Raw genomic sequence first — 22,616 nt, 5'->3', positions numbered from 1 at the left:
ACCGGAAAGACGAATGCAAAGCCGCAAGATCGTCGAGACGACGGCTAACCAAAGTTCACGTCGACCAGTCCGCCTCCGCCCTTTGGGCTTCGGCGCGACAGCCTTCGCGCATCTTCTGGCTTGCCGAGCCGTAGCGCCGGCAGGCGCGAAGGCTGGTGGGCCTGGGAAGACTTGAACTTCCGACCTCACGCTTATCAAGCGCGCGCTCTAACCAACTGAGCTACAAGCCCTAACGCTCGAAGCTCGTCACCACCCGGCCCGCGAAGGCCAAAGCCTACGAAGCAAAAGCAGCGACCGCGCAGCCCCAGGCAGCGTGTTCGTCCGCGAAGAAAGAGAAACGAAGACGGCGAAATCCCGCCAATGGAGCTCACGCAAGACCTGGCGGTCTCGGTGGCCCCTGATGTTTCTAAAACAGCTCGATAGCTGACCGGTCCGAAGACCAGTCGATCCGAAGATCATGCTGAAGAGCCATCCTTAGAAAGGAGGTGATCCAGCCGCAGGTTCCCCTACGGCTACCTTGTTACGACTTCACCCCAGTCGCTGACCCTACCGTGGTCGGCTGCCTCCATTGCTGGTTAGCGCACCGCCTTCAGGTAAAGCCAACTCCCATGGTGTGACGGGCGGTGTGTACAAGGCCCGGGAACGTATTCACCGTGGCGTGCTGATCCACGATTACTAGCGATTCCAACTTCATGGGCTCGAGTTGCAGAGCCCAATCCGAACTGAGACGGCTTTTTGAGATTTGCGAAGGGTTGCCCCTTAGCTTCCCACTGTCACCGCCATTGTAGCACGTGTGTAGCCCAGCCCGTAAGGGCCATGAGGACTTGACGTCATCCCCACCTTCCTCGCGGCTTATCACCGGCAGTCTCCTTAGAGTGCTCAACTAAATGGTAGCAACTAAGGACGGGGGTTGCGCTCGTTGCGGGACTTAACCCAACATCTCACGACACGAGCTGACGACAGCCATGCAGCACCTGTGTTTCGGGCTCCGAAGAGAAGGTCACATCTCTGCGACCGGTCCCAAACATGTCAAGGGCTGGTAAGGTTCTGCGCGTTGCGTCGAATTAAACCACATGCTCCACCGCTTGTGCGGGCCCCCGTCAATTCCTTTGAGTTTTAATCTTGCGACCGTACTCCCCAGGCGGAATGCTTAAAGCGTTAGCTGCGCCACTGGTGAGTAAACCCACCAACGGCTGGCATTCATCGTTTACGGCGTGGACTACCAGGGTATCTAATCCTGTTTGCTCCCCACGCTTTCGTGCCTCAGCGTCAGTATCGGGCCAGTGAGCCGCCTTCGCCACTGGTGTTCTTGCGAATATCTACGAATTTCACCTCTACACTCGCAGTTCCACTCACCTCTCCCGAACTCAAGATCTTCAGTATCAAAGGCAGTTCTGGAGTTGAGCTCCAGGATTTCACCCCTGACTTAAAGACCCGCCTACGCACCCTTTACGCCCAGTGATTCCGAGCAACGCTAGCCCCCTTCGTATTACCGCGGCTGCTGGCACGAAGTTAGCCGGGGCTTATTCTTGCGGTACCGTCATTATCTTCCCGCACAAAAGAGCTTTACAACCCTAGGGCCTTCATCACTCACGCGGCATGGCTGGATCAGGGTTGCCCCCATTGTCCAATATTCCCCACTGCTGCCTCCCGTAGGAGTTTGGGCCGTGTCTCAGTCCCAATGTGGCTGATCATCCTCTCAGACCAGCTACTGATCGTCGCCTTGGTGGGCCATTACCCCACCAACTAGCTAATCAGACGCGGGCCGATCTTTCGGCGATAAATCTTTCCCCGTAAGGGCTTATCCGGTATTAGCACAAGTTTCCCTGTGTTGTTCCGAACCAAAAGGTACGTTCCCACGCGTTACTCACCCGTCTGCCGCTGACGTATTGCTACGCCCGCTCGACTTGCATGTGTTAAGCCTGCCGCCAGCGTTCGCTCTGAGCCAGGATCAAACTCTCAAGTTGAACTTGAAGCCTTGAACCGGCTGATCACAACGTTTGACGAGGTCCCACCAATCGATCTCCACGCTTCACAGCGCGAAAACCATGGTGTTACCTTTGAAACATTGTCCGCCGAAGTCTTCTCGTCCGATCCCAGAACCAAAAGCCGAAGCTCTCAATCCCGAGACCCGCAAGGACTCCGCCGTCCACGTTTCTCTTTCTTCATCTTCACTTGTCAAACAGCCCGGGACCTCAGTCCCACCCTCGGATGGAGGGGTCGCCCAACCTTTTCCGACATCGATGAGCAACCGGGTTCTACCGGTTGTGCATCGCTCAGCAGAAGTGAGGAGCAATATTGGCGCGAATGCTCGCCTCGGTGTGTCCCGAAGCGGCGCCGCGCTCAGTGACCGTGCTTATAGGGGGGTCCGATCGGGGTGTCAACGCCCAATGTCAACAAATCGTCGCATCGAATCATTTTTTCCGGGACGGCCAGAGAACCCAGACTTCTTGCGGACTTCGTGCCCCACTTGGGCCACAATCCTGCGACGATTTGTTAAGCATCGACCTGGGTTGATTTGGGTCCAGCGGGGACCGCCATCGATTCAAGGATGATCCAGATCAAGGAAGTGGCGAGCCCTTCGCCTGACTCATACGGCCGAGACGACATCGAGAGATCCTGAAGAACAATAGCGGTTCGCGGATTCCGGCTTTCGGGCCAGAGAGTCTCGAACCGTCAGAAGCGCGCCATCATTCCGAGCCGTTTGTCTTGGACGTTAAGCCGACCGGCAGCTGAGTGATTTCGGCGCTGACTTTGAACTTGGGGGACGAAGGTTGAACCATCGGACGTCACGCGGGGGGTATGGACGCGAGGTCGGCATGATCGATCTCGGTCATGAGCCGCCGCTATCGGTCGATGGCTCCGAGGCCGCGGTGATCGATCGCCGCCGCGTCTCCGTGCAATGGTTCTCCGGTACGATTCTGACTGGTCTATGCGGCGCAGCCCTGATCGGCGGCGCCGTTTTTGCGTCGCTCGACGGCGAAATGACCTTCGCTCGCATGCCGGAGCGGATGGAGAGCGCGCTGCGCGGCGCCTTCGGCGCCAATGACCGCGTTGCCACCCTGCGCAAGAGCGATCGCCTGCCGCCGCCGAGCGAAGCGGCGGCGGCGCGCAATGTGGTGCGCATCTCGACCGTGACCCGCGCCGGATCGCGCGAGCTGATCCGGGTCCGTCCCTATGTCCGGATCTCGGGCAACCTGTCGATGACGACGAGCGATCTTTCCGCCAAGATCCCGCCGTTCAACGCCCAGCGCCTGCTGAGCGACACCGACAACGACAAGACCGGGTCCGGCGAGGATCCGAACAATCCGGAGGCCGTCGAGCCCGACGCCGAAGTCTCGTTCGTCACCAAGGATCTCGCCGCGGTGCTCCCCAAGGCGAAGATCGCGACCTCGGTGGCGCTCGACGAAATCGTCATGCGGGTTCGCGATGCGGCGAACTGGCGCGGCAACAATGGCGGCGTCCGCTACGCCTCGCTCGCCAATGCCGCCGCTGACGCGGCCGGTGCACAGGCCGTCCAAGGCGGCGACCTGAAACTGTCCTACGCCAATGACGGCACCTCGCCAGATCCTTACGCCGGCTTCGAGACCCGGGTGGTGCCGGAAAATGTCACCTTGCTCCCCAAGACCAAGGACCAGATCACCGGCGGCAATCCGCTCGGCGAGCGTGTCCACCTGGTCAAGAAGGGCGATACCGTCACATCGATCCTGCGCGACCAGGGCGCGACGCCCGACGAGGCCAGGGCGATTGCCGCCCAGCTCGGCCCACGCGGCCGTGACGGCGGGCTGAAGGAAGGCGAGAAGCTCCGTATCCTGATGGCGCCGTCCGGCCCTGCCCCCGGCGCCCGGCTGCAGCCGTTCCGGGTCATCATCGCCAACGACACCATGATCGAGGCGGTGGCCGCGCTGTCGGACCTCGGACGATACGTCGCCGTGGACGCGCAGAGCATGAACACGGTCACCGAGACCGCCGACAACACCAACGACGAGGAGGATGACGGCACCGGTGTCCGCCTCTATCAGAGCATCTACGAGACGGCGATGCGCAACAAGGTGCCCACGCCGGTCATCGAGGACATGGTCCGGATCTATTCCTACGACGTCGACTTCCAGCGCAAGGTGCAGCCGGGCGATTCGTTCGACGTGTTCTATGCCGGCGACGATGACGACAAGCCCGGCAACAACGACAAGACCGAGGTGCTGTTCGCTGCGCTGACGGTCGGCGGCGAGACCAAGAAATACTACCGGTTCCAGACCCCCGACGACAGCGTCGTCGACTATTACGACGAGACCGGGAAGAGCGCGAAGAAGTTCCTGGTGCGCAAGCCGGTCAACAACGCGATCATGCGCTCCGGCTTCGGCGGCCGCCGCCATCCGATCCTCGGCTATGTGAAGATGCACACCGGCGTCGACTGGGCCACCGCCTACGGCACCCCGATCTTCGCCTCCGGCAACGGCGTTCTCGAGAAGGTCGGCACCGAAGGCGGTTACGGCAAATACATCCGCATCAAGCACAACAACGGCTACGAGACGGCCTATGGCCACTTGTCGGCGTTTGCCAAGGGCATGGAGCCCGGCAAGCGCGTGCGCCAGGGCCAGGTCGTCGGTTTCGTCGGCTCGACCGGCATGTCGACCGGCCCGCACGTCCACTATGAGATCCTGGTCAACGGCCGCTTCGTCGACCCGATGCGCGTGAAGCTGCCGCGCGGCCGGTCGCTCGAAGGCCAGATCATGGCCAGCTTCGAGAAGGAGCGCGATCGCGTCGACCAGATGATGACCAGCCGCGGCGCCGGTGCCTCGCGCATCTCCGACGCCGGCCCGATCCAGGTCAGCCGCTAAAAGCCCGGCCTCGCCGGGCTGGCCCGTTCAACCCAAGGAAGTCTTTTTGCCGACGCAAGCGGCCCGCGCTGATCGCTCAGCGCGGGCCGCCTTTGCTTGCATTCGGCGCAGCGCCGCTTCAGTTCAGCTTGCGCTTCGGGATCGGCGCCTCGAACGTCGCGATCTCGGCGGTGCGATGCGCCTTGCCGTTGAAGGTCAGCACATTGCCTTCCGAGGAGATGGCGACCTTGTCGCCGTCCTTGACATCGCCGGCGAGGATCATCTCGGCGAGCGGATCCTGCACGCTGCGCTGGATCACCCGCTTCAAGGGACGTGCGCCGTAGGCCGGATCCCAGCCCTTGGCGGCGAGCCAGTCGCGCGCGTCGCCATCCAGCGACAAGGTGATCTTGCGCTCCTCCAGCAGCTTCTGGAGCCGTGTGAACTGGATCTCGACGATCCGCCCCATCTCGCTCTTCTGCAAGCGGTGGAACAGGATGATCTCGTCGACGCGGTTGAGGAACTCGGGCCGGAAATGCCCGCGCACCGTGCCCATCACCAGCTCGCGCACCTCCGACGTATCCTCGCCCTCCGGCTGATTGACCAGGAACTCGGAGCCGAGATTGCTGGTCATGATGATCAGCGTGTTGCGGAAGTCGACGGTGCGGCCCTGGCCGTCGGTCAGGCGGCCGTCGTCGAGCACCTGCAGCAGCACGTTGAAGACATCCGGATGCGCCTTCTCGATCTCGTCGAACAGCACGACCTGGTAGGGCCGGCGCCGCACGGCTTCCGTCAGCGCCCCGCCCTCGTCATAGCCGACATAGCCGGGAGGCGCGCCGATCAGCCGCGACACCGAGTGCTTCTCCATGTACTCGGACATGTCGAGCCGGACCATCGCGGTCTCGTCGTTGAACAGATACTCGGCGAGCGCCTTGGTCAGCTCGGTCTTGCCGACACCGGTGGGGCCCAAGAACATGAACGAGCCCATCGGTCGGTTCGGGTCCTGAAGGCCGGCGCGCGAGCGCCGCACGGCGGTCGCGACCGCATGCACGGCCTCGAACTGGCCGACGACGCGCTTGCCGAGAGAATCCTCCATGCGCAGGAGCTTGTCCTTCTCGCCCTCGAGCATCTTGTCCACCGGCACGCCGGTCCAGCGCGAGACCACCTGCGCGATGTGGTTGGCGGTGACCGCCTCCTCCATCATCTCGCCGGCATTCTCCTTGGCCTCGATGTCGGCCAGCTGCTTCTCCAGCTCCGGGATGCGGCCATAGGCCAGCTCGCCCGCTTTTTGATACTCGCCGCGGCGCTGCGCGTTGGCGAGCTCGATGCGCAGGCCGTCGAGCTCGCTCTTGAGCTTCTGCGCATTCGACAGCTTGTCCTTCTCCGCGCTCCAGCGCGCAGTCAGGCCAGCCGACTTCTCCGAGAGATCGGCGAGCTCCTTTTCCAAGGTCAGCAGCCGGCTCTTGGACCCCGGATCGGTCTCCTTCTTCAGCGCTTCCTGCTCGATCTTGAGCCGGATGATCTCGCGATCCATCGAATCCAGCTCTTCCGGCTTGGAATCGACCTGCATCTTCAGCCGCGCGCCCGCCTCGTCCATCAGGTCGATGGCCTTGTCGGGCAGGAAGCGGTCAGTGATGTAGCGGTTCGACAGCGTCGCCGAGGCCACCAGCGCGGAATCGGTGATGCGCACGCCGTGATGCTGCTCGTATTTGTCCTTCAATCCGCGCAGGATCGAGATGGTGTCCTCGACCGTCGGCTCGGTGACGTAGACCGGCTGGAAGCGCCGCGCCAGCGCGGCGTCCTTCTCGACATGCTTCTGATACTCGTCGAGCGTGGTCGCGCCGATGCAGTGCAGCTCGCCGCGAGCGAGCGCGGGCTTCAGCAGGTTCGACGCATCCATCGCGCCGTCGGCCTTGCCGGCGCCGATCAGGGTATGCATCTCGTCGATGAACAGCACGAAGGTGCCTTCGGCTGACGTGACCTCCTGCAGCACGGCCTTCAGCCGCTCCTCGAACTCGCCGCGATATTTCGCGCCCGCGATCAGGGAGCCGAGATCGAGCGACAACAGCCGCTTGTCCTTCAGGCTCTCCGGCACGTCGCCATTGACGATGCGCAGCGCGAGGCCCTCGACGATCGCGGTCTTGCCGACGCCGGGCTCGCCGATCAGTACGGGATTGTTCTTGGTGCGCCGGGACAGAACTTGAATCGTACGGCGGATCTCCTCGTCGCGGCCGATCACCGGATCGAGCTTGCCGTCGCGCGCCGCCTGGGTCAGGTCGCGGGCATATTTCTTCAGCGCATCATATGCATTCTCGGCGGTCGCCGAGTCGGCGGTGCGGCCCTTGCGCAGGGATTCGATCGCCGCGTTGAGGTTCTGCGCGGTGACGCCGCCCTTGGCGAGGATGCCGCCTGCTTCGCTGTTCTTCTCCAGCGTCAGCCCGAGCAGCAGCCGCTCGACCGTGACAAAACTATCGCCGGCCTTCTCGGCCGCCTTCTCCGCCGCGTCGAAGGCGCGCGCCAGCTCGGGCGACAGATAGACCTGTCCGGCGCCGCTGCCCGACACCTTCGGCAGCTTGCCCAGCGCATCCTCGGTCGCTTTCAGGATCGCGCGCGAATTGCCGCCGGCGCGGTCGATGAGACCGCCCGCGAGTCCCTCGCCGTCGTCGAGCAGGACTTTCAGCAGATGCAGCGGCGAGAACTGCTGATGGCCGTCGCGCACGGCCAGCGATTGCGCCGATTGGATGAAGCCCCGGGCGCGCTCGGTATATTTTTCGATATTCATGATATTTCCCTCAGCCTGCTGTGACGCCCCGAAGGCACGGTTTCAGCATCTTCATTGGGTTTCGGACCGCGCACGTTGACGTCCATCAACGCCGCACCCCTGACGTCGCCGGCTTGCGCCCGGCTTGAGCTGAAATGTGGGAAGGCGGGCCAAAAACGGAAGAGGCCGTTTCACAAATTCGTGTGCCCTGGCCGCGGCCATGGGAATCTCCTATGAGGCGGCATGAGCCAGACCCCTCCCGCGCGCATCGCCGGCCTGTACCGCTATCCGGTCAAGGGCCTTACCCCGGAACCATTGCAGACGGCACCTTTGCGGATCGGCCAGACCTTGCCGGCCGACCGCCGCTACGCCTTGGAGAACGGCCCCAGCGGGTTCGATCCGGACGCTCCGGTCTGGCGGCCGAAGACGGCGTATCTCATGCTGATGCGCAACGAGCGCCTCGCCGGCTTCAAGACCATCTTCGACGACGCGACCAACATCCTCACCATCCGCAAGGACGGCGCGATCGTCGCCCAAGGCGATCTCGAGAGCGCCGACGGCCGCGCGGCGATCGAGCGCTTCTTCGCAGGCGAGTTCGCCGCCGAGCTGCGCGGGCCGCCAAAGCTGCTGTCAGGCGGTGGTTACGCCTTTACGGATCTGGCGCGCAAGGTGGTCTCGATCATCAACCTCGCCTCCATCGCGGAGATCGAGACTTTGGTCGGCGCTCCCGTGCACCCGCTGCGCTTCCGCGCCAACGTCTACGTCACCGGCTGGCCGGCCTGGCACGAGACCTCGCTCATGGGCGAGACGCTGCGCATCGGCTCGGCGCGGCTCAAGGTCGTGAAGACCACCACCCGCTGCGCCGCGGTCAACGTCGACCCGGACACCGCCGCCCGCGACCTCGACATCCCGCCCGCGCTGATGACCCGGCGCGGCAACAATGAATGCGGCATCTATGCCGAGGTGATCGAAGCCGGTGATATCGCCGTTGGCGACGAACTCGCCGTGGAGCAGCCGCGGCTGGTGTAGTTCGAGCGCTGGCCGCATCGGCGACGCGCCCCCTCTCCCGCGTGCGGGGGGGGGAGGGCCGGGGTGGGGGCGCCTCACCCGAAAATCTTCGTGTGGAGAGACTTCCCCCATCGCATCTTCGATGCGATGCGACCTCCCCCGCAAGCGGGGGAGGCGCACACCGAGCGAGCCTCGACGGCTCGATTCATCGTTCGAGATTGGTTAGTTCGGCATCACATACGCATACACCCGGCCGCGCGACACCGCGGTCTCGCGCACGCGGTTGCCGTTGTTGCCGGAGATAACGATCGGGTTGCCCTGGGCATCGACGCCCGAGACCACGCCGACATGTCCGCCGCCACGGCGGCTCATGACCGCGATCGCGCCGACCTGCGGGCCGGAGACGCGCTGGCCATAGCTCGCGAACGAGCGCGCCATGTCGGAGCCGGTGCCGCGATGGCCGGTCCGCTCCAGCACCATGTTCATGAAACGGGCGCACCACAGGCTGCGCCGGCCGGTCGGATTGCCGCTGCCGATGAAGCTGCGCGCCGCGGAGACGACGCTGCTGCCGCCGCCGAAGCCGCCGGACGACGCCATGCCGTCGGACGCCGTGCCCGGCATCATGACGCTGGCCTGCGCGTCGGCAATGCCGCTCACCTCCACCCGCGCCACGCCGCGCTCCCAGCGCGACAGCCGGGCGACGGAGCGCCAGTGGTGATGATGCCTCGCGTAGTGATGGCCGCCGTGGCTGCGGTGGGCATGATGCCCGGAGCCGTGATGCGGACGGGCCGAAGCCGGTGTTGCGGTGACGGCGACGACTGCCGAGCACATGGTCAACGCAACGATGTGAAGCGACCGGCGAAGGGTAGACACAACCATACTCAATCCTTCTGTTACTTCCCCCAGTACCTGACTTGGCACCCCCTGGTCCCTCAGCGCGGCCCCTCTGCAAGCCGCCAGCGGCGGTCCGTAAAATGTTGCGGTGTGACGAAACCATGACCATCGACGGCGAAAGACTGGCGACGAGAGGGTGATTCCGAGTCTATGTCGCGGCGAAAACAAGGCGATGGCCCGACCATTGTCGCGTGTCGCGCGACTCGTCATCATGCAGCACGTGACACGGGAGGAGCTGACGATGCCCCACGCAACGACGAAAGACGGCGTTCGCCTCTATTTCGAAGAGGTCGGCGCCGGCACGCCGCTCATCTTCCTGCACGAGTTCGCCGCCGACCACACCAATTGGGAGCCGCAGTTGCGCTACTTCGCGCGGCGCCACCGCTGCATCGCCTACGCCGCGCGCGGCTACACGCCCTCGGACGTGCCGGCCGCGCCCGACGTCTACAGCTACGTGCGCTTCTACACCGACGCGCTGGCGGTGCTGGACCATCTCGGCATCGCCAGCGCCCATTTCGTTGGCCTGTCGATGGGCTCCTATTCCTCGCTGCAGGTGGCGCTGAACGCGCCCGGGCGCATCCGCTCGATGGTGCTGGCCGGGGTCGGCTCAGGCTCCGACCTCACGCTGCTCGACGCTTTCCGCGCCCAGTGCCGCGCGACCGCCGAGCAGTTCGAGACCCTGGGCTCAGCCGAGACCGCCAAGGTGACGCGCGAGGCGCCCGGCCGCATTCCCTTCCTGGTCAAGGACCCGCGCGGCCACGCCGACTTCTACGCCGCCCTCGCCCGCCATGACGCGCGCGGCTCAGCCAACACGATGCGCGGCTTCCAGGGGGGCCGTCCCTCGATCTACACCATGACGGACGCCATCCGCGGCGTGCCGACGCCGGCCCTCATCATCTGCGGCGACGAGGACGACGCCTGCATCGCGCCGAGCCTGTTCCTCAAGCAGCACCTGCCGGCATCGGGGCTGACGTTCTTCCCGAAGTCCGGCCATGTGTTGAATCTGGAGGAGCCGGCGCTGTTCAACGCGTCGGTCGAGCGCTTCATCGCGCTGGTCGAGGCCGGGCGATGGGGGCCGCGGGATCCGCGGTCGATGGCGGGATAGTTGCGCAGCCGAAGCGTTGCCGCTTTGCTCGACACGCGCAGCGGACCAGGCTGCTTCGAGCCGGCTTTGCCCATTCCAGCGACGATCACTTCCAGCATGAATCGGACTCTGCCGTGACGATCAGGCCAAGCGCGCGCGGCGCCGCGATCCAGTGTTGCGAGATGGCAGTGGGATCGCCCGAGAGGCCACGGTGTGCTGGATGCCAGCCTGCGCGGGCATGACAGCTGAGGCTATTGCTACCTCCTCCGTCATCGCGAGCGCCAGCGAAGCGATCCAGGGCTACGCAGACAAGCTACCGTCGTGGCCCTGGATTGCTTCGTCGCTTGCGCTCCTCGCAATGACGGCCTGTTCGAGCAAGCCCTGCCAATGTCGCGACGGACTCGCCTACTCGCCGATGATCTTGATCAGCACGCGCTTGCGCCGCCCGCCATCGAACTCGCCGTAGAAGATCTGCTCCCACGGACCGAAATCGAGCTTGCCGCCGGTGATCGCGACCACGACCTCGCGGCCCATGATCTGGCGCTTCATGTGGGCGTCGGCATTGTCCTCGCCGGTCCGGTTGTGGCGATAGCCCGCCACCGGCTCGTGCGGCGCCAGCTCCTCCAGCCATTGCTCGTAGTCGAAATGCAGCCCGCTCTCGTCGTCATTGATGAAGACCGACGCGGTGATGTGCATGGCGTTGACCAGCACGAGTCCCTCGCGCACCCCGCTCTCCTTCAGCGCCGCCTCGACATCATCCGTGATGTTGATGAAGGCGCGACGGCCCGGTGTCTGGAACCAAAGTTCCTTGCGGAACGATCTCATCGGAACAATCCCGTGCTTCATCACCATGGCCAGAGGATACCGCAACGCGCGTGTCCGTCCTCGAGTGTGCCGTAGCTCACAGCGTGCGGTTCCGGCTGCGCGCAGACTGGACCCGATGGAGTGCATACTGCAAGCCCAGCCGGCCCGGTGTCGCTTCGTCATACAATCCAAGATTGAACCGAACGTTGCTCGGACAGACTTAACTGCATTGCCGATCTCATTTCGACGATGACAACGACAGCGTGGCGGCTCGCCCTTCGGCGACGACTGTGCAGACCTGATCCGGCTGCAGCCGCTCATTCTCATCGCACGAGAAGCTCGACTTCTGCAGGCTGACGCCGATCGCAGCGAGTCGCCATTCAGAGGAGAGAGACAATGAGTCTGCTGCGTATCAATCTCTTTGGCGGTCTTGAAATCAAAAGCGTCTCCGGCGAGCAGGTCGTCATCCCAAGCCGCAAGGCTGCAACACTCCTGGGCTATCTCGCCCTTACCTCTCCGCACGGCATTTCACGCAGCAAGCTTGCCGCACTCCTGTGGGAAGGCCGCTTCGGCGACAACGCGCGCGCAAACCTTCGCCAGGCCCTGTTGACGCTGCGCCGGGTGCTGCCGCAATGCGCCGACGTCATTTCGGCGGAACGGGACGACATCCGCATCCATCCGAACGCCGTCAGCACCGACGTGCAGGAGTTCGAGCTGCTGCTGCAGCTCGGCGATCTGGAAACCATGGCGCGCGCCGCCGCGCTGTTCCGGGGCGAGTTGCTCGACGGCATCAGCTCGACGTCCTGCGCGTTCGAGGCATGGCTCTCCGCCGAGCGTCAACGACTGAAGACGCGAGCGATACGGGCCATCGCGGGCCTGCTGGACGTCGGCGGCCCCGAACATGTGGAGATCGCCAAGACATTCTCGTTGCGCGTGCTGGCCGCCGATCCGCTGCAGGAGGACGTCCACCGCACCCTGATGCGCTGCTACGCACAGCAGGGTCGCCGCGCCGACGCCCTGCGTCAATATGACTTCTGCCGCACCGTCCTGCGCAAGCAGGTCGGTGCCACGCCGGAGAGCGAAACCGAAACCCTGCAACGCGAAATCAGGCGCATGCTTCGCGTCTGACGATCCGCGCGACCCTTGCTCCATGCGTGCCTCACATGATCGATTTTGACGGCACTTTCACGCCCCGCTTGACACTTGCATCACGGCCACACGCGCAACATCGCCCTCGATCGACGTCGCGCAGCAACTACTCCTGATGAGGTCAAGCGGCGCGTCGCTCAGAGGTCAGATAACGAGCGAGGAGGCTCAACATGAGTGGCATGCAGCAATCGACTGAGGACTTTGGTCAACTGAATCCCGAAGGGATCTTCGGCTCCGTTCTCGGCAGGTTCGCCGGACAAGCGATCGGACGCCTGATCGGCGGCAAGACCGGCCGGGACTTCGGCGGCGCCATCGGCGGAATCGCGGGCGGGTTCGCGCCGTTCTCCGTCGGCCCCGGCACCGAGCAGCCGTCGGAGATGGAGTTGCAGGGCTTCTGGAGCGTGCTCAAGAAGATCGGACAGGGCGTCCAGACCGGCCTCAATGTCGGCCACAACCTCGGCATCTTCAGCACCGATCCGCAGGCCGCCGCCGCGGCGCAGCCGACCGACATGGAGCTGCAGGGCTTCTGGAGCGTGCTCAAGAAGATCGGACAGGGCGCCCAGACCGGCCTCAACGTCGGCCACAACCTCGGCATCTTCAGCGTCGGTCCGCAAGCCGCCACCGCCGCGGCACAGCCGACCGACATGGAGCTGCAGGGCTTCTGGAGCGTGCTCAAGAAGATCGGTCAGGGCGTCCAGACCGGCCTCAACGTCGGCCACAACCTCGGCATCTTCAGCGTCGGTCCGCAAGCCGCCACCGCCGCGGCACAGCCGACCGACATGGAGCTGCAGGGCTTCTGGAGCGTGCTCAAGAAGATCGGTCAGGGCGTCCAGACCGGCCTCAACGTCGGCCACAACCTCGGCATCTTCAGCGTCGGTCCGCAAGCCGCCACCGCCGCGGCACAGCCGACCGACATGGAGCTGCAGGGCTTCTGGAGCGTGCTCAAGAAGATCGGTCAGGGCGTCCAGACCGGCCTCGATGTCGGCCACAACCTCGGCATCTTCAGCACCGGTCCGCAAGCCGCTGCGGCGGCGCAGCCGACCGACGTGGAGCTGCAGAGCTTCTGGAGCGTGCTCAAGAAGATCGGCCAGGGCGTCCAGACCGGCCTCGACGTCGGGCACAATCTCGGCATCTTCAGCGCCGGCCAGCCGGGCCAGCAGGCGGCGGCCGCGCAGCCCACCGACATGGAGCTGCAGAGCTTCTGGAGCGTGCTCAAGAAGATCGGACAGGGCGTCCAGACCGGCCTCGACGTCGGCCACAATCTCGGCATCTTCAGCGCCGGCCAGCCGGGCCAGCAGGCCGCGGCGCAGCCGACCGACATGGAGCTGCAGGGCTTCTGGAGCGTGCTCAAGAAGATCGGCCAGGGCGCGCAGACCGGCCTCAACATCGGGCACACGCTCGGCATCTTCAGCACCGGCCAGCCCGCCGGCACGATGCACTAGGACGACCGATTGGAAGCAACGACCCGCGATATCGCAACGCGGGTCCAAGAGAGTGAAGCGGTGGGCGCACGAAAAGTCCGCCCACCGCCGACCTGACATGGAGGGAACGACGCATGGCGGATCCGAACTCAGAACAGGAATTCATCGTGCAAGGCGAGCCGGTCAAGTCCGGCCAGCTCGCTGATCACTTGAGCCGCGAGCCCAGCGTGAAACGCGTCGGTCAGGTCGCACCCGACGTCGTCATCCTGTCGATGACGAAGAGCCAGGCCGATCGCCTCCGATCGACTTTCAGCACGATCGTGGTGGAGCCGAACGCTCCGCTGAAACCCTTTGGCGCCGGCTGACTTCAGCGGCGCCTCCCGACGATGTCACGAGCGAGGATGAAGGAGCCCGCAAATGGCCGCACGAAGCAAGCCTGAAATCTCGGATCAGAAGGATGCGGCCGGCACGGCCGTCAACGGCACCGGAGCACAACCCGGAGCGGCGCAGCCGTCAGCCGAGGCCGCTGCCGCACCGCAGGCCGCAGCACGGGTGACCGCCGCATCAGCCCCAGCCGCACAAGGGACCAGCCGCAGCGACGGCGGCACGGCGGCGCCAGCAACGGGTCAACCCGGCGCAACGATCTCGCAACGGCGGGCGCAGTACATCCTGGCACCGCGCCAGCAGATGGGGCTTGGGACCTTCAGCGCCGACTTCATCGTCCAGCAACTGACAAACAGCCCCGACATCGACGTGGTGAAGACAATTCAGCCGCCGCGCCTGCTCGGATTTCAGAGCGCCGACCCAGGACAAGCACCGCTCGGCCCGATGGTGCTGGCCCGCATGGCGCCCGACAAGGCCGAATTGCTGAAGGCCCAGGCCGGAGCACGGCTCGCGGTCGAGCGCGATGCGCCGCTCACCTACATGCTCGATCCGACCGTCCCCCAGGTGCCGGCGCCGCATCAGCTTCCCAATCCCGGCGTTCTCATTCCCTTGGCCGACGGGTTCTCGACGACGATCGAAGTGGTCGGCGAGAGCGGCCCGCTGCAGGAGGTGGAAGTATACGTGTTCGGCAGCGTGTGGCCGGTTCAGGGCGTCACCGACGCCAGCGGCCGCGTCACGCTCAAGATTCAGGGCGAGACGCCCGACACCATCCGCTCGATCCTGATCAAGCCGCGGGTCGATTACTGGACCTTCTGGCTCGATCGTCCGCAACTGACCCCCGACAGCGTGAACCGCATCGCCGCGAAGACCCTCGGCGCCTATCTGCGCGGATTTCCCGGCCAGCAATTGCTGGGTTGGGGCCAGCGCGCGATGGGCCTCGATCGCCTGCCCCTCGCCTATAACGGCGCGGGAGTGAAGATTGCGGTGATCGATTCCGGCGCCGCGCCGACGCATCGCAATCTGCACAGCGTCACGATCGGCAAGAGCATCGTCGGCAATGATCCCGCGAGTTGGACCGTCGATACCATCGGTCACGGCTCGCATTGCGCCGGGATCATCGCCGGCGGACCGATCGGCTCCGGCGGAGGCATTCGCGGCTTCGCTCCGGCGGCCGAAATCCATGTCTGCCGGATCTTCCCGGGCGGCCGGTTCAGCGATCTCGTCTCGGCGCTCGACTACTGCATGGAGAATGGCATCGACGTCGCCAACATGAGTCTGGGCGGCGGCGAGCCGTCGCAGATCATCGAGGAGCGGATCTTGCGGGCCAAGCAGATGGGCCTCGCCTGTATCGTCGCCGCAGGAAACTCGTCGGGGCCGGTCCAGTTTCCGGGCTCGACGCCGCATTGCCTGGCGGTCGCCGCGATGGGCAAATGGGGCGAGTTTCCCGAGGACAGCTTCCACGCCCAGCAGGGGTTGGACGGCTTCCGGAGCGCCGACGGATATTTTCCGGCGAAGTTCAGTTGCTTCGGGCCGGAGATCGACGTCTGCGCGCCGGGCGTCGGCATCGTGTCCTCGCTGCCGGCGGATGGCTTCGGCGCCTGGGATGGCACCTCGATGGCGACGCCGCACGTCACCGGTCTCGCCGCGCTCGTGCTGGCGCATCATCCCGACTTCAAGGGCCAGTTCGCGACGCGCGACGCGCGGCGTGTCGAGCGGCTGTTCCAGATCCTGAAGGAGACATCGACGCCGCTGCAGTTCGGCGATCCCAACCGTTCGGGAGCCGGACTGCCGAACGCGATGCGCGCACTCGGCCTGGAAGCGGGCGTGGCCTCCGCGCCCACGGCCGATCCCTCGCTCGACGTTCTCCGTCGCCTGCTGGGACTGGCGCGCGGCGAGGCGCAGAGCGGCGCGACGTCTCCGACGCTGGTGCCGCAGGCCCCCAATGGCAAGCTCAACGGAGCCGGTTCGGTTGCCAGGGGTCCGGCAACGACGACCAGCGAGTGGTCCAGCCCTGCGGTCGGTGATCCCAGTCCGGCGCAGATCCGCGACATCATGCACAAGGTCGGCTTGCTGTAGATCACGGGGCAAGCCGTAGGAACGGCATCAGACGTTGCACGACGGGCAGTTTGCGCATGAGCCTCATGCACGGACTGCCCGTCGTGTTAGTTTGTCGCACGATCGCGGCTTGCGTCGTCGGCCAAATCAAGCGCAGATTTCCGCCCGTCCCGCCTCACTGCAAGAGGGGCGTATCGCGGTCGTCACGAACGCTGAGGTGGGATGCGGTGGGCGTGTCGGATTGCGCGTGGGGCTTCCTCGCGCGGACGAGCAATTCCGGCACGCACGGTCAAGTCGCGCGGTCCTGATACCCCGATGCTGGTATCCAGCGCGATGCGCGCAAGCGCATTGCGCGACACGGTGGCCAAAAAGCCCGGCGCACCGAGGAGAATGCGAAGCAGCCGTTCAACCATCGCGCAGGGAAGGCCGGGTGTTCCGGCTCGTACCTGTGGTTCCTGCCGCCTGCATTTTTTCCGCAGGCGGGCCATGGGTGCGGCCAGCATCCGGCCTTCCCTGCGCCTCTTCGCTATCGGAGGCGATGCATGACGCATAGCTCGGGCGCAGATGCGCCGCGGGGACGCGCAGCCTTGTCTCAACCGCCATCGGCTCTTTGAAAAGTGAAATCCCGCCACCCCAAGCTCGTCATGGCCGGGCTTGTCCCGGCCATCCACGTCCGTCCTCGTGCACGCCTCAAGCTGTGATCCTATCGTAGAGATCGTCCCAGTCGGGATTGCTCGCAATGATCAGTCCAACCTTCCAGGCGCGCGACCAATGCTTGATGTTGTGCTCCCGTTGGATCGCGCTCTGATCGTCGAAGACTTCAAAGTACACCAATCGCTTCAAGCCATACCGCCTGGTGAAGCCATCAACCAAGCCGGATCGATGCTGAAAGACACGGCGCACGAGATCGCTGGTCACGCCGACATAGAGCGCACCGTTGGGACGATTAGTCATGAAGTACACGTAGCCGCCCGCCATCTCGCCATACTGCAAGACGTGGATGGCCGGGACAAGCCCGGCCATGACGGCGGAGAGAGCGGGCCACAAACTTCAACGAGGCCCCGGGGCTGCGGTCGCCCCCCGTCCCCCTACCGCCCCTTCTCCGCCCTGCTCAGAAGAAACACCCCCTGCTCGCCGAACATGTTCCAGAACCACCAGGGCATGGCGACACGCAAGGGGCGGCCGTAACTATCAAGTGCGACGGCGCGCTCCATCTTGACGCCGATCTCGTCGCAGAGCTGCACGAAGTCCTTGATGGTGCAGAAATGGATGTTCGGCGTGTCGTACCAGGTGAAAGGCAGATTGTCGGTGCGCGGCATGTGGCCGCCGACCAGCAGCTGCAGCCGCAGCCGCCAGAAGCCGAAATTCGGGAAGGTGACGATGGCACGGCGGCCGATGCGCAGGAGATTTTCCAGCACCGTCTTGGGCCGCCGCGTCGCTTGCAGGGTCTGCGACAGGACCACGTAGTCGAACGCATCGTCGGGATAATCGACGAGATCGGTGTCAGCATCGCCCTGCACCACCGCGAGGCCCTTGGCGACACAATGGTTGACGCCCTCGCGCGACAGCTCGATGCCGCGGCCGTCGATGCCGCGGCTCTCGAGCAGCTGCAGCAGGTCACCGTCGCCGCAGCCGATGTCGAGCACCTTGGAGCCGCTCTCGACCATGCCGGCGATCAGGAGATGATCGGGCCGATAGGCCAGCACCTCGCCGCCGGAGAATCCGTTCAGCGGCAGCACACCCTGCATGCTCATGTCTCAGCCTCCCGTCGCGACCTTGAGGCCGCGCGCCTTGCCGGCGGAATCGAGAAAAGCGCTGGCGATCTCGAAGAACTCGGGGACGTCGAGCAGGAACGCGTCGTGCCCCCTGTCGGTCTCGATCTCGGCAAACGACACGCGCGCGCTGGACGCGTTGAGCGCATGCACCAGCGCCCGCGACTCCGAAGTCGGAAACAGCCAGTCGCTGGTGAAGGACACCACGCAAAAGCGCGTCTTGATGCCGCGGAACGCCGCCGCCAGCACGCCATCGTGGTCGCCGGCGATGTCGAAATAGTCCATCGCGCGCGTCAGATAGAGATAGGAGTTGGCATCGAAGCGCTCGACGAAGGACGAGCCCTGATAGCGCAGATAGCTCTCGACCTGGAAATCGGCGTCGAACGAGAACGTCGGCAACTCGCGGTCCTGCATGCGGCGGCCGAACTTGCGATGCAGCGCCGCGTCCGACAGATAGGTGATATGCGCGGCCATCCGTGCCACCGCGAGGCCGCGATGCGGATGAACGCCCTTGTCGCCGTAGCGGCCGTGGTCCCAGTCGGGATCGGCCATGACGGCCTGGCGGCCGAGCTCGTGGAAGGCGATGTTCTGCGCCGAGTGCCGCGTGGCACAGGCGATCGCGAGCGTGGCGAACACGCGCTGCGGATAGGCCACCGTCCATTGCAGCGCCTGCATGCCGCCCATCGATCCGCCGACCACGGCGAACAGCGTGTCGATGCCGAGATGGTCGATCAGCATCGCCTGCGCCCGCACCATGTCGGGGATGGTGATGATCGGGAAATCGAGCCCCCAGACCTTGCCGGTCGCAGGGTTCAGCGAGGCCGGGCCGGTCGAGCCCATGCAGCCGCCAATCACGTTCGAGCAGATGATGAAATAGCGGCTGGGATCGAGCGGACGGCCGGGGCCGACCAGCGTCTCCCACCAGCCCGGCTTGCCGGTGACCGGATGACGGTTGACGACGTGCTGGTCGCCGGTCAGCGCGTGGCAGACCAGGACCGCGTTCGACTTGTCGGCGTTGAGCTCGCCATAGGTCTGGTAGGCGATCTGGAACGGCGACAGGTCGACGCCGCAATCGAGCCTGAGCGGCTTGTCGGCACCGAACTGCGCGACCAGCGAGCTCGGATGATCGACCTCGTGCGAGCGCTCTTCGGGCGCAATCGTGCGCAGCGCGGAGGTGGGTTTCGGCGTCAGGCCTGTCATGTCTCTCACCCCGGCCATCCGGCAAGGGCTCCCGAACCACGTGACACATCAGGCCATGAAAAACCCGGCCTGAACTGGGGTTCGGCCGGGATCGATAACGTCCCCGGCCTGTTTAGCGAGTTTTTTAACGTGGCTGCAAGCCGGCCGGCTCAAATGACCACGGAACGGGCAGAAACTAGTCCCGCGGGCGCTCCTCGTCAAGGCAAGCTCGGGTTGACCGCCGATCGGGCGCTCCATGGCTGCAGGTCAGCCAAGCCTAGGCAGCACGAGGTAAACTTGCTGTTGCGCACGTCCCCCGCATCGGAGAGAACGGCATCCGTTCCAGTCCGCCGCGCGTTGACCCGCGGCCTGCGAAGAGTGACCCTGCCCATGTCGACCCCGCCGCCAGCCCCTCCCTCGCTCGCCGATTTGCGCAAGGAGATCGACGCGATCGACGAGCAGGTCCATCAGCTGCTGATGAACAGGGCCGACATCATCGACCGGCTGATCAAGGTCAAGAAGACCCAGGAGGTCGGCTCGGCGTTCCGTCCGGCGCGCGAGGCCGACATGATGCGGCGCCTGGTGCAGCGCCATCGCGGCATCCTGCCGCTCGACACCGTCGAGGGCATCTGGCGCGTGATCGTCTCGACGTTCACTTACGTGCAGGCGCCGTTCTCGGTTCACGCCGACGTGTCGGTCGGCGAATCCGCGATGCGCGATTCCGCCAGGTTCCATTTCGGCTTCGTGGTGCCTTATGTCGCCCATTTCAGCGCCCAGGCCGCCGTCGAAGCCGTGGCGCGCTCGAAGGGCGATCTCGCGCTGGTGTCGACGACCTCGGGGCATACGCCGTGGTGGATCACGCTGGAGCCCGCGGGCGCGCCGAAGATCATCGCGCGGATGCCGTTCATCGAGCGGGCCGACCATCCGGCGGCGCTGCCGGTGTTCGCGATCTCGCGCGTCGCGGACGACGCGCTGGTGCTGGAGGTCGAGACCTGGAGCATCCGCGTCTCCGGCTGGAATGCGCAGGTGTCCCGCGCGCTGTCGCCGCTCGCCGACGTCATCGCGGTGCCCGATACCGCCTTCGACGGCGCGGCGCTGTTGGTGTCGATCGAGTCGCCGTCGAACCTCGACAAGATCAAGGCTGCCCTGATCGCGGCGGGCGCCTCGGTCCGCTCGACGGCCCTCGTCGGCGGCCATGCGAAACGCTATACGGTTCCCAGCTGAGACGCCCCGCGCCAGTGATGATTTTCCGGAGTTGACGATGAACCGCCCCGTGCCGAATCCCGGCATCCTCGAGATTGCGCCCTACACGCCGGGCAAGAGCCCGAAGCCCGAGCCGGGCCGCAAGGTGTTCAAGCTGTCGGCGAACGAGACTCCGTTCGGTCCTTCACCCAAGGCGATCGACGCCTTCAAGAGCGCGGCCACGCATCTGGAGGATTATCCGGAAGGCACCTCGCGGGTGCTGCGCGAGGCGATCGGCCGCACCTATGGCCTCGATCCCGGCCGCATCGTCTGCGGCGCCGGCTCCGACGAGATCCTGAATCTGCTGGCACACACCTTTCTCGGGCAAGGCGACGAGGCGATCTCCACCGCGCACGGCTTCCTGGTCTATCCGATCGCGACCATGGCCTGCGGCGCCAAGAACGTGGTTGCCGCGGAGACGGAATATCGGACCGACGTCGATGCGATCCTCAGCGCGGTGACGCCGCGCACCAAGCTGGTCTGGCTCGCCAACCCGAACAACCCGACCGGCACCTACATCCCGTTCGACGAGGTCAAGCGGCTGCGCGCCGGCCTTCCCTCGCATGTCGTGCTGGTGCTCGACGCCGCCTATGCCGACTACGTCTCGCGCAACGATTATGAGTTCGGGATCGAGCTGGTCGCCACGACCGAGAACACCGTCGTCACCCACACCTTTTCCAAGATCCACGGCCTCGCAGCGCTCCGCGTCGGCTGGATGTTCGGCCCGGCGCACATCGTCGATGCCATCAACCGCATCCGCGGGCCGTTCAACGTCTCCTCGCCCGCGATGCTCGCTGCGGTCGCCGCGATCGAGGACACCGCGCATCAGCAGATGTCGAAGGCACACACCGAGACCTGGCGCAACTGGCTCACCGAGGAGATCGGCAAGCTCGGGCTGAAAGTGACGCCGAGCGTCACCAACTTCATCCTGATCCACTTCCCGACCGACAAGGGCCGCACCGCGGTCGAGGCCGACGAATTCCTGACCCGGCGCGGCCTCGTGCTGCGCGCGCTCGCCAACTACAAGTTGCCGAATGCGCTGCGCATGACGATCGGCACCGAGGAGGCCAATCGTCTGGTCGTCGAGGCTCTCAGCGAATTCATGAGGACGAAGTGAGCGTCGCGGGACGGTTCGAACGCATCGCGCTGATCGGCTTCGGCCTGATCGGCGGCTCGATCGCGCGCGCGGCGCGGCTGCAAGGCATGGCCGGCGAAATCGTCACCACGGCGCGTTCGGACAAGACCCGCGCCCGCGTGACCGAGCTCGGCATCGTCGACCGCGTCGTTGCGAGCAATGCCGAGGCGGTCAAGGATGCCGACCTCGTCATCCTCTGCATTCCCGTCGGCGCGTGCGGTCCCGTGGCCGAAGAGATCGCGCCGCATCTGAAGCCCGGCGCCATCGTCTCCGACGTCGGCTCCGTGAAGGGCGCCATCGTTCGCGACATGGCGCCGCACCTGCCGGCGCATGTTCATTTCGTACCGGCCCATCCGGTCGCCGGCACCGAGAATTCGGGACCGGACTCTGGCTTCGCCGAGCTGTTCATCAACCGCTGGTGCATCCTGACGCCACCCGACGGTGTAGATGCCGACGCGATCGATCGTCTCCGCGCGTTCTGGGCCGCGCTTGGCGCCAAGGTCGAGATCATGACGCCGGATCATCATGACCGCGTGCTCGCGATCACCAGCCATCTGCCGCATCTGATCGCATACACCATCGTCGGCACCGCCGACGAGCTGGCGCAGGTGACCGAGTCCGAGGTGATCAAGTTCTCCGCCGGCGGCTTTCGCGATTTCACCCGCATCGCCGCCTCCGACCCGACGATGTGGCGCGACATCTTCCTGAGCAACAAGGATGCCGTGCTCGACATGCTCGGCACCTTCACCGAGGACCTCTCCAAGCTGACGCGGGCGATCCGCCGCGGCGACGGCGATGCGCTGTTCGATCACTTCACCCGCACCCGCGCGATCCGCCGCGGCATCGTCGACATCGGCCAGGATTCGGCGGCGCCGGACTTCGGCCGGCCGCTGCCGCAGTTGAAGAAGCCCTGA

The 22,616-nt window shown here is 65.1% G+C and carries 16 protein-coding genes, 1 tRNA gene, 1 rRNA gene and 1 riboswitch; of the genes, 10 read left to right on the top strand and 8 right to left on the bottom strand.

The features are described from left to right. Positions 1–153 precede the first annotated feature (153 nt). Together QX126_RS19910 and QX126_RS19905 are read right to left on the bottom strand one after the other, a co-directional pair. Positions 154–230 (bottom strand) — tRNA-Ile (locus QX126_RS19910). Positions 231–478: 248 nt separating this feature from the next. Then, positions 479–1,967: ribosomal RNA gene (locus QX126_RS19905) — 16S ribosomal RNA — on the bottom strand. 807 nt (positions 1,968–2,774) lie between these two features. Here QX126_RS19905 and QX126_RS19900 point away from each other — a divergent pair. Beyond that, on the top strand, positions 2,775–4,838 hold the full coding sequence (locus QX126_RS19900; RefSeq protein ID WP_315736252.1) for a M23 family metallopeptidase: 2,064 nt from the start codon (positions 2,775–2,777) through the stop codon (positions 4,836–4,838). A 118-nt stretch (positions 4,839–4,956) separates the two neighbouring features. Here the strand turns inward: QX126_RS19900 and clpB are convergent, their stop codons facing one another. Further along, positions 4,957–7,596: an ATP-dependent chaperone ClpB gene (clpB, locus tag QX126_RS19895; RefSeq protein ID WP_315736251.1), complete on the bottom strand. Its 2,640-nt coding sequence runs from the start codon at positions 7,594–7,596 to the stop codon at positions 4,957–4,959. 222 nt (positions 7,597–7,818) lie between these two features. Between clpB and QX126_RS19890 the strand changes: the two genes are divergently transcribed. Continuing rightward, positions 7,819–8,604, top strand: coding sequence for an MOSC domain-containing protein (locus tag QX126_RS19890; protein ID WP_315755976.1), 786 nt, complete (start codon positions 7,819–7,821; stop codon positions 8,602–8,604). 201 nt (positions 8,605–8,805) lie between these two features. Here QX126_RS19890 and QX126_RS19885 read toward each other — a convergent pair whose 3' ends face one another. Then, positions 8,806–9,462 carry a TIGR02594 family protein gene (locus QX126_RS19885; RefSeq protein WP_409999112.1) on the bottom strand — a complete coding sequence of 219 codons (657 nt, stop codon included), beginning with the start codon at positions 9,460–9,462 and terminating at the stop codon, positions 8,806–8,808. A 256-nt stretch (positions 9,463–9,718) separates the two neighbouring features. On the opposite strand from QX126_RS19885, the gene QX126_RS19880 reads away from it, so the two are divergent. Then, on the top strand, positions 9,719–10,582 hold the full coding sequence (locus QX126_RS19880; protein ID WP_315783103.1) for an alpha/beta hydrolase: 864 nt from the start codon (positions 9,719–9,721) through the stop codon (positions 10,580–10,582). A gap of 384 nt (positions 10,583–10,966) precedes the next feature. Here the strand turns inward: QX126_RS19880 and QX126_RS19875 are convergent, their stop codons facing one another. Continuing rightward, positions 10,967–11,386, bottom strand: coding sequence for a secondary thiamine-phosphate synthase enzyme YjbQ (locus tag QX126_RS19875; RefSeq protein WP_315783100.1), 420 nt, complete (start codon positions 11,384–11,386; stop codon positions 10,967–10,969). Positions 11,387–11,761: 375 nt separating this feature from the next. Between QX126_RS19875 and QX126_RS19870 the strand changes: the two genes are divergently transcribed. The 4 genes from QX126_RS19870 to QX126_RS19855 all read left to right on the top strand — a co-directional run bounded on the left by QX126_RS19870 (position 11,762) and on the right by QX126_RS19855 (position 16,395). Further along, positions 11,762–12,493, top strand: a complete 732-nt coding sequence (locus QX126_RS19870) for a BTAD domain-containing putative transcriptional regulator (protein WP_315783098.1) — start codon at positions 11,762–11,764, stop codon at positions 12,491–12,493. 191 nt (positions 12,494–12,684) lie between these two features. Continuing rightward, the gene (locus QX126_RS19865) at positions 12,685–13,956 is read left to right on the top strand and encodes a hypothetical protein (RefSeq protein WP_315783097.1); all 1,272 of its coding nucleotides are present in this window, start codon (positions 12,685–12,687) and stop codon (positions 13,954–13,956) included. A gap of 113 nt (positions 13,957–14,069) precedes the next feature. Further along, a complete protein-coding gene (locus QX126_RS19860; protein WP_315736244.1) occupies positions 14,070–14,300 on the top strand; it encodes a hypothetical protein in 231 nt (76 codons plus the stop codon). Between the two features lie 52 nt (positions 14,301–14,352). Then, complete coding sequence (locus tag QX126_RS19855) at positions 14,353–16,395, top strand: S8 family serine peptidase (protein WP_315783096.1); 2,043 nt, start codon at positions 14,353–14,355, stop codon at positions 16,393–16,395. Between the two features lie 669 nt (positions 16,396–17,064). On the opposite strand, the gene QX126_RS19850 is transcribed toward QX126_RS19855, so the two are convergent. The 3 genes from QX126_RS19850 to QX126_RS19840 all read right to left on the bottom strand — a co-directional run bounded on the left by QX126_RS19850 (position 17,065) and on the right by QX126_RS19840 (position 19,346). Next, positions 17,065–17,397 (bottom strand): GIY-YIG nuclease family protein, encoded by a 333-nt coding sequence (locus QX126_RS19850; RefSeq protein ID WP_315783094.1) that lies wholly within the window; start codon positions 17,395–17,397, stop codon positions 17,065–17,067. 65 nt (positions 17,398–17,462) lie between these two features. Then, complete coding sequence (gene metW, locus QX126_RS19845) at positions 17,463–18,128, bottom strand: methionine biosynthesis protein MetW (protein WP_315736241.1); 666 nt, start codon at positions 18,126–18,128, stop codon at positions 17,463–17,465. Between the two features lie 3 nt (positions 18,129–18,131). Further along, positions 18,132–19,346: a homoserine O-acetyltransferase gene (locus tag QX126_RS19840; RefSeq protein ID WP_315783092.1), complete on the bottom strand. Its 1,215-nt coding sequence runs from the start codon at positions 19,344–19,346 to the stop codon at positions 18,132–18,134. A 91-nt stretch (positions 19,347–19,437) separates the two neighbouring features. Then, positions 19,438–19,517: riboswitch (SAM riboswitch) on the bottom strand. Between the two features lie 198 nt (positions 19,518–19,715). On the opposite strand from QX126_RS19840, the gene QX126_RS19835 reads away from it, so the two are divergent. The 3 genes from QX126_RS19835 to QX126_RS19825 are packed head-to-tail and all read left to right on the top strand — an operon-like array spanning position 19,716 to position 22,616. Continuing rightward, on the top strand, positions 19,716–20,549 hold the full coding sequence (locus QX126_RS19835) for a chorismate mutase (RefSeq protein WP_315736239.1): 834 nt from the start codon (positions 19,716–19,718) through the stop codon (positions 20,547–20,549). A 37-nt stretch (positions 20,550–20,586) separates the two neighbouring features. Beyond that, positions 20,587–21,684: a histidinol-phosphate transaminase gene (hisC, locus tag QX126_RS19830; RefSeq protein WP_315783090.1), complete on the top strand. Its 1,098-nt coding sequence runs from the start codon at positions 20,587–20,589 to the stop codon at positions 21,682–21,684. After that, on the top strand, positions 21,681–22,616 hold the full coding sequence (locus tag QX126_RS19825; RefSeq protein ID WP_315783088.1) for a prephenate/arogenate dehydrogenase family protein: 936 nt from the start codon (positions 21,681–21,683) through the stop codon (positions 22,614–22,616). The genes hisC and QX126_RS19825 overlap by 4 nt, the downstream gene beginning before the upstream one ends.

It is taken from the genome of Bradyrhizobium sp. SZCCHNPS1003, assembly GCF_032381555.1.
Taxonomy (GTDB): Bacteria; Pseudomonadota; Alphaproteobacteria; order Rhizobiales; family Xanthobacteraceae; genus Bradyrhizobium.
The sequence above is the reverse complement of the archived record's forward strand: the minus strand, read 5'-3'. Positions and strand labels throughout refer to the sequence as shown.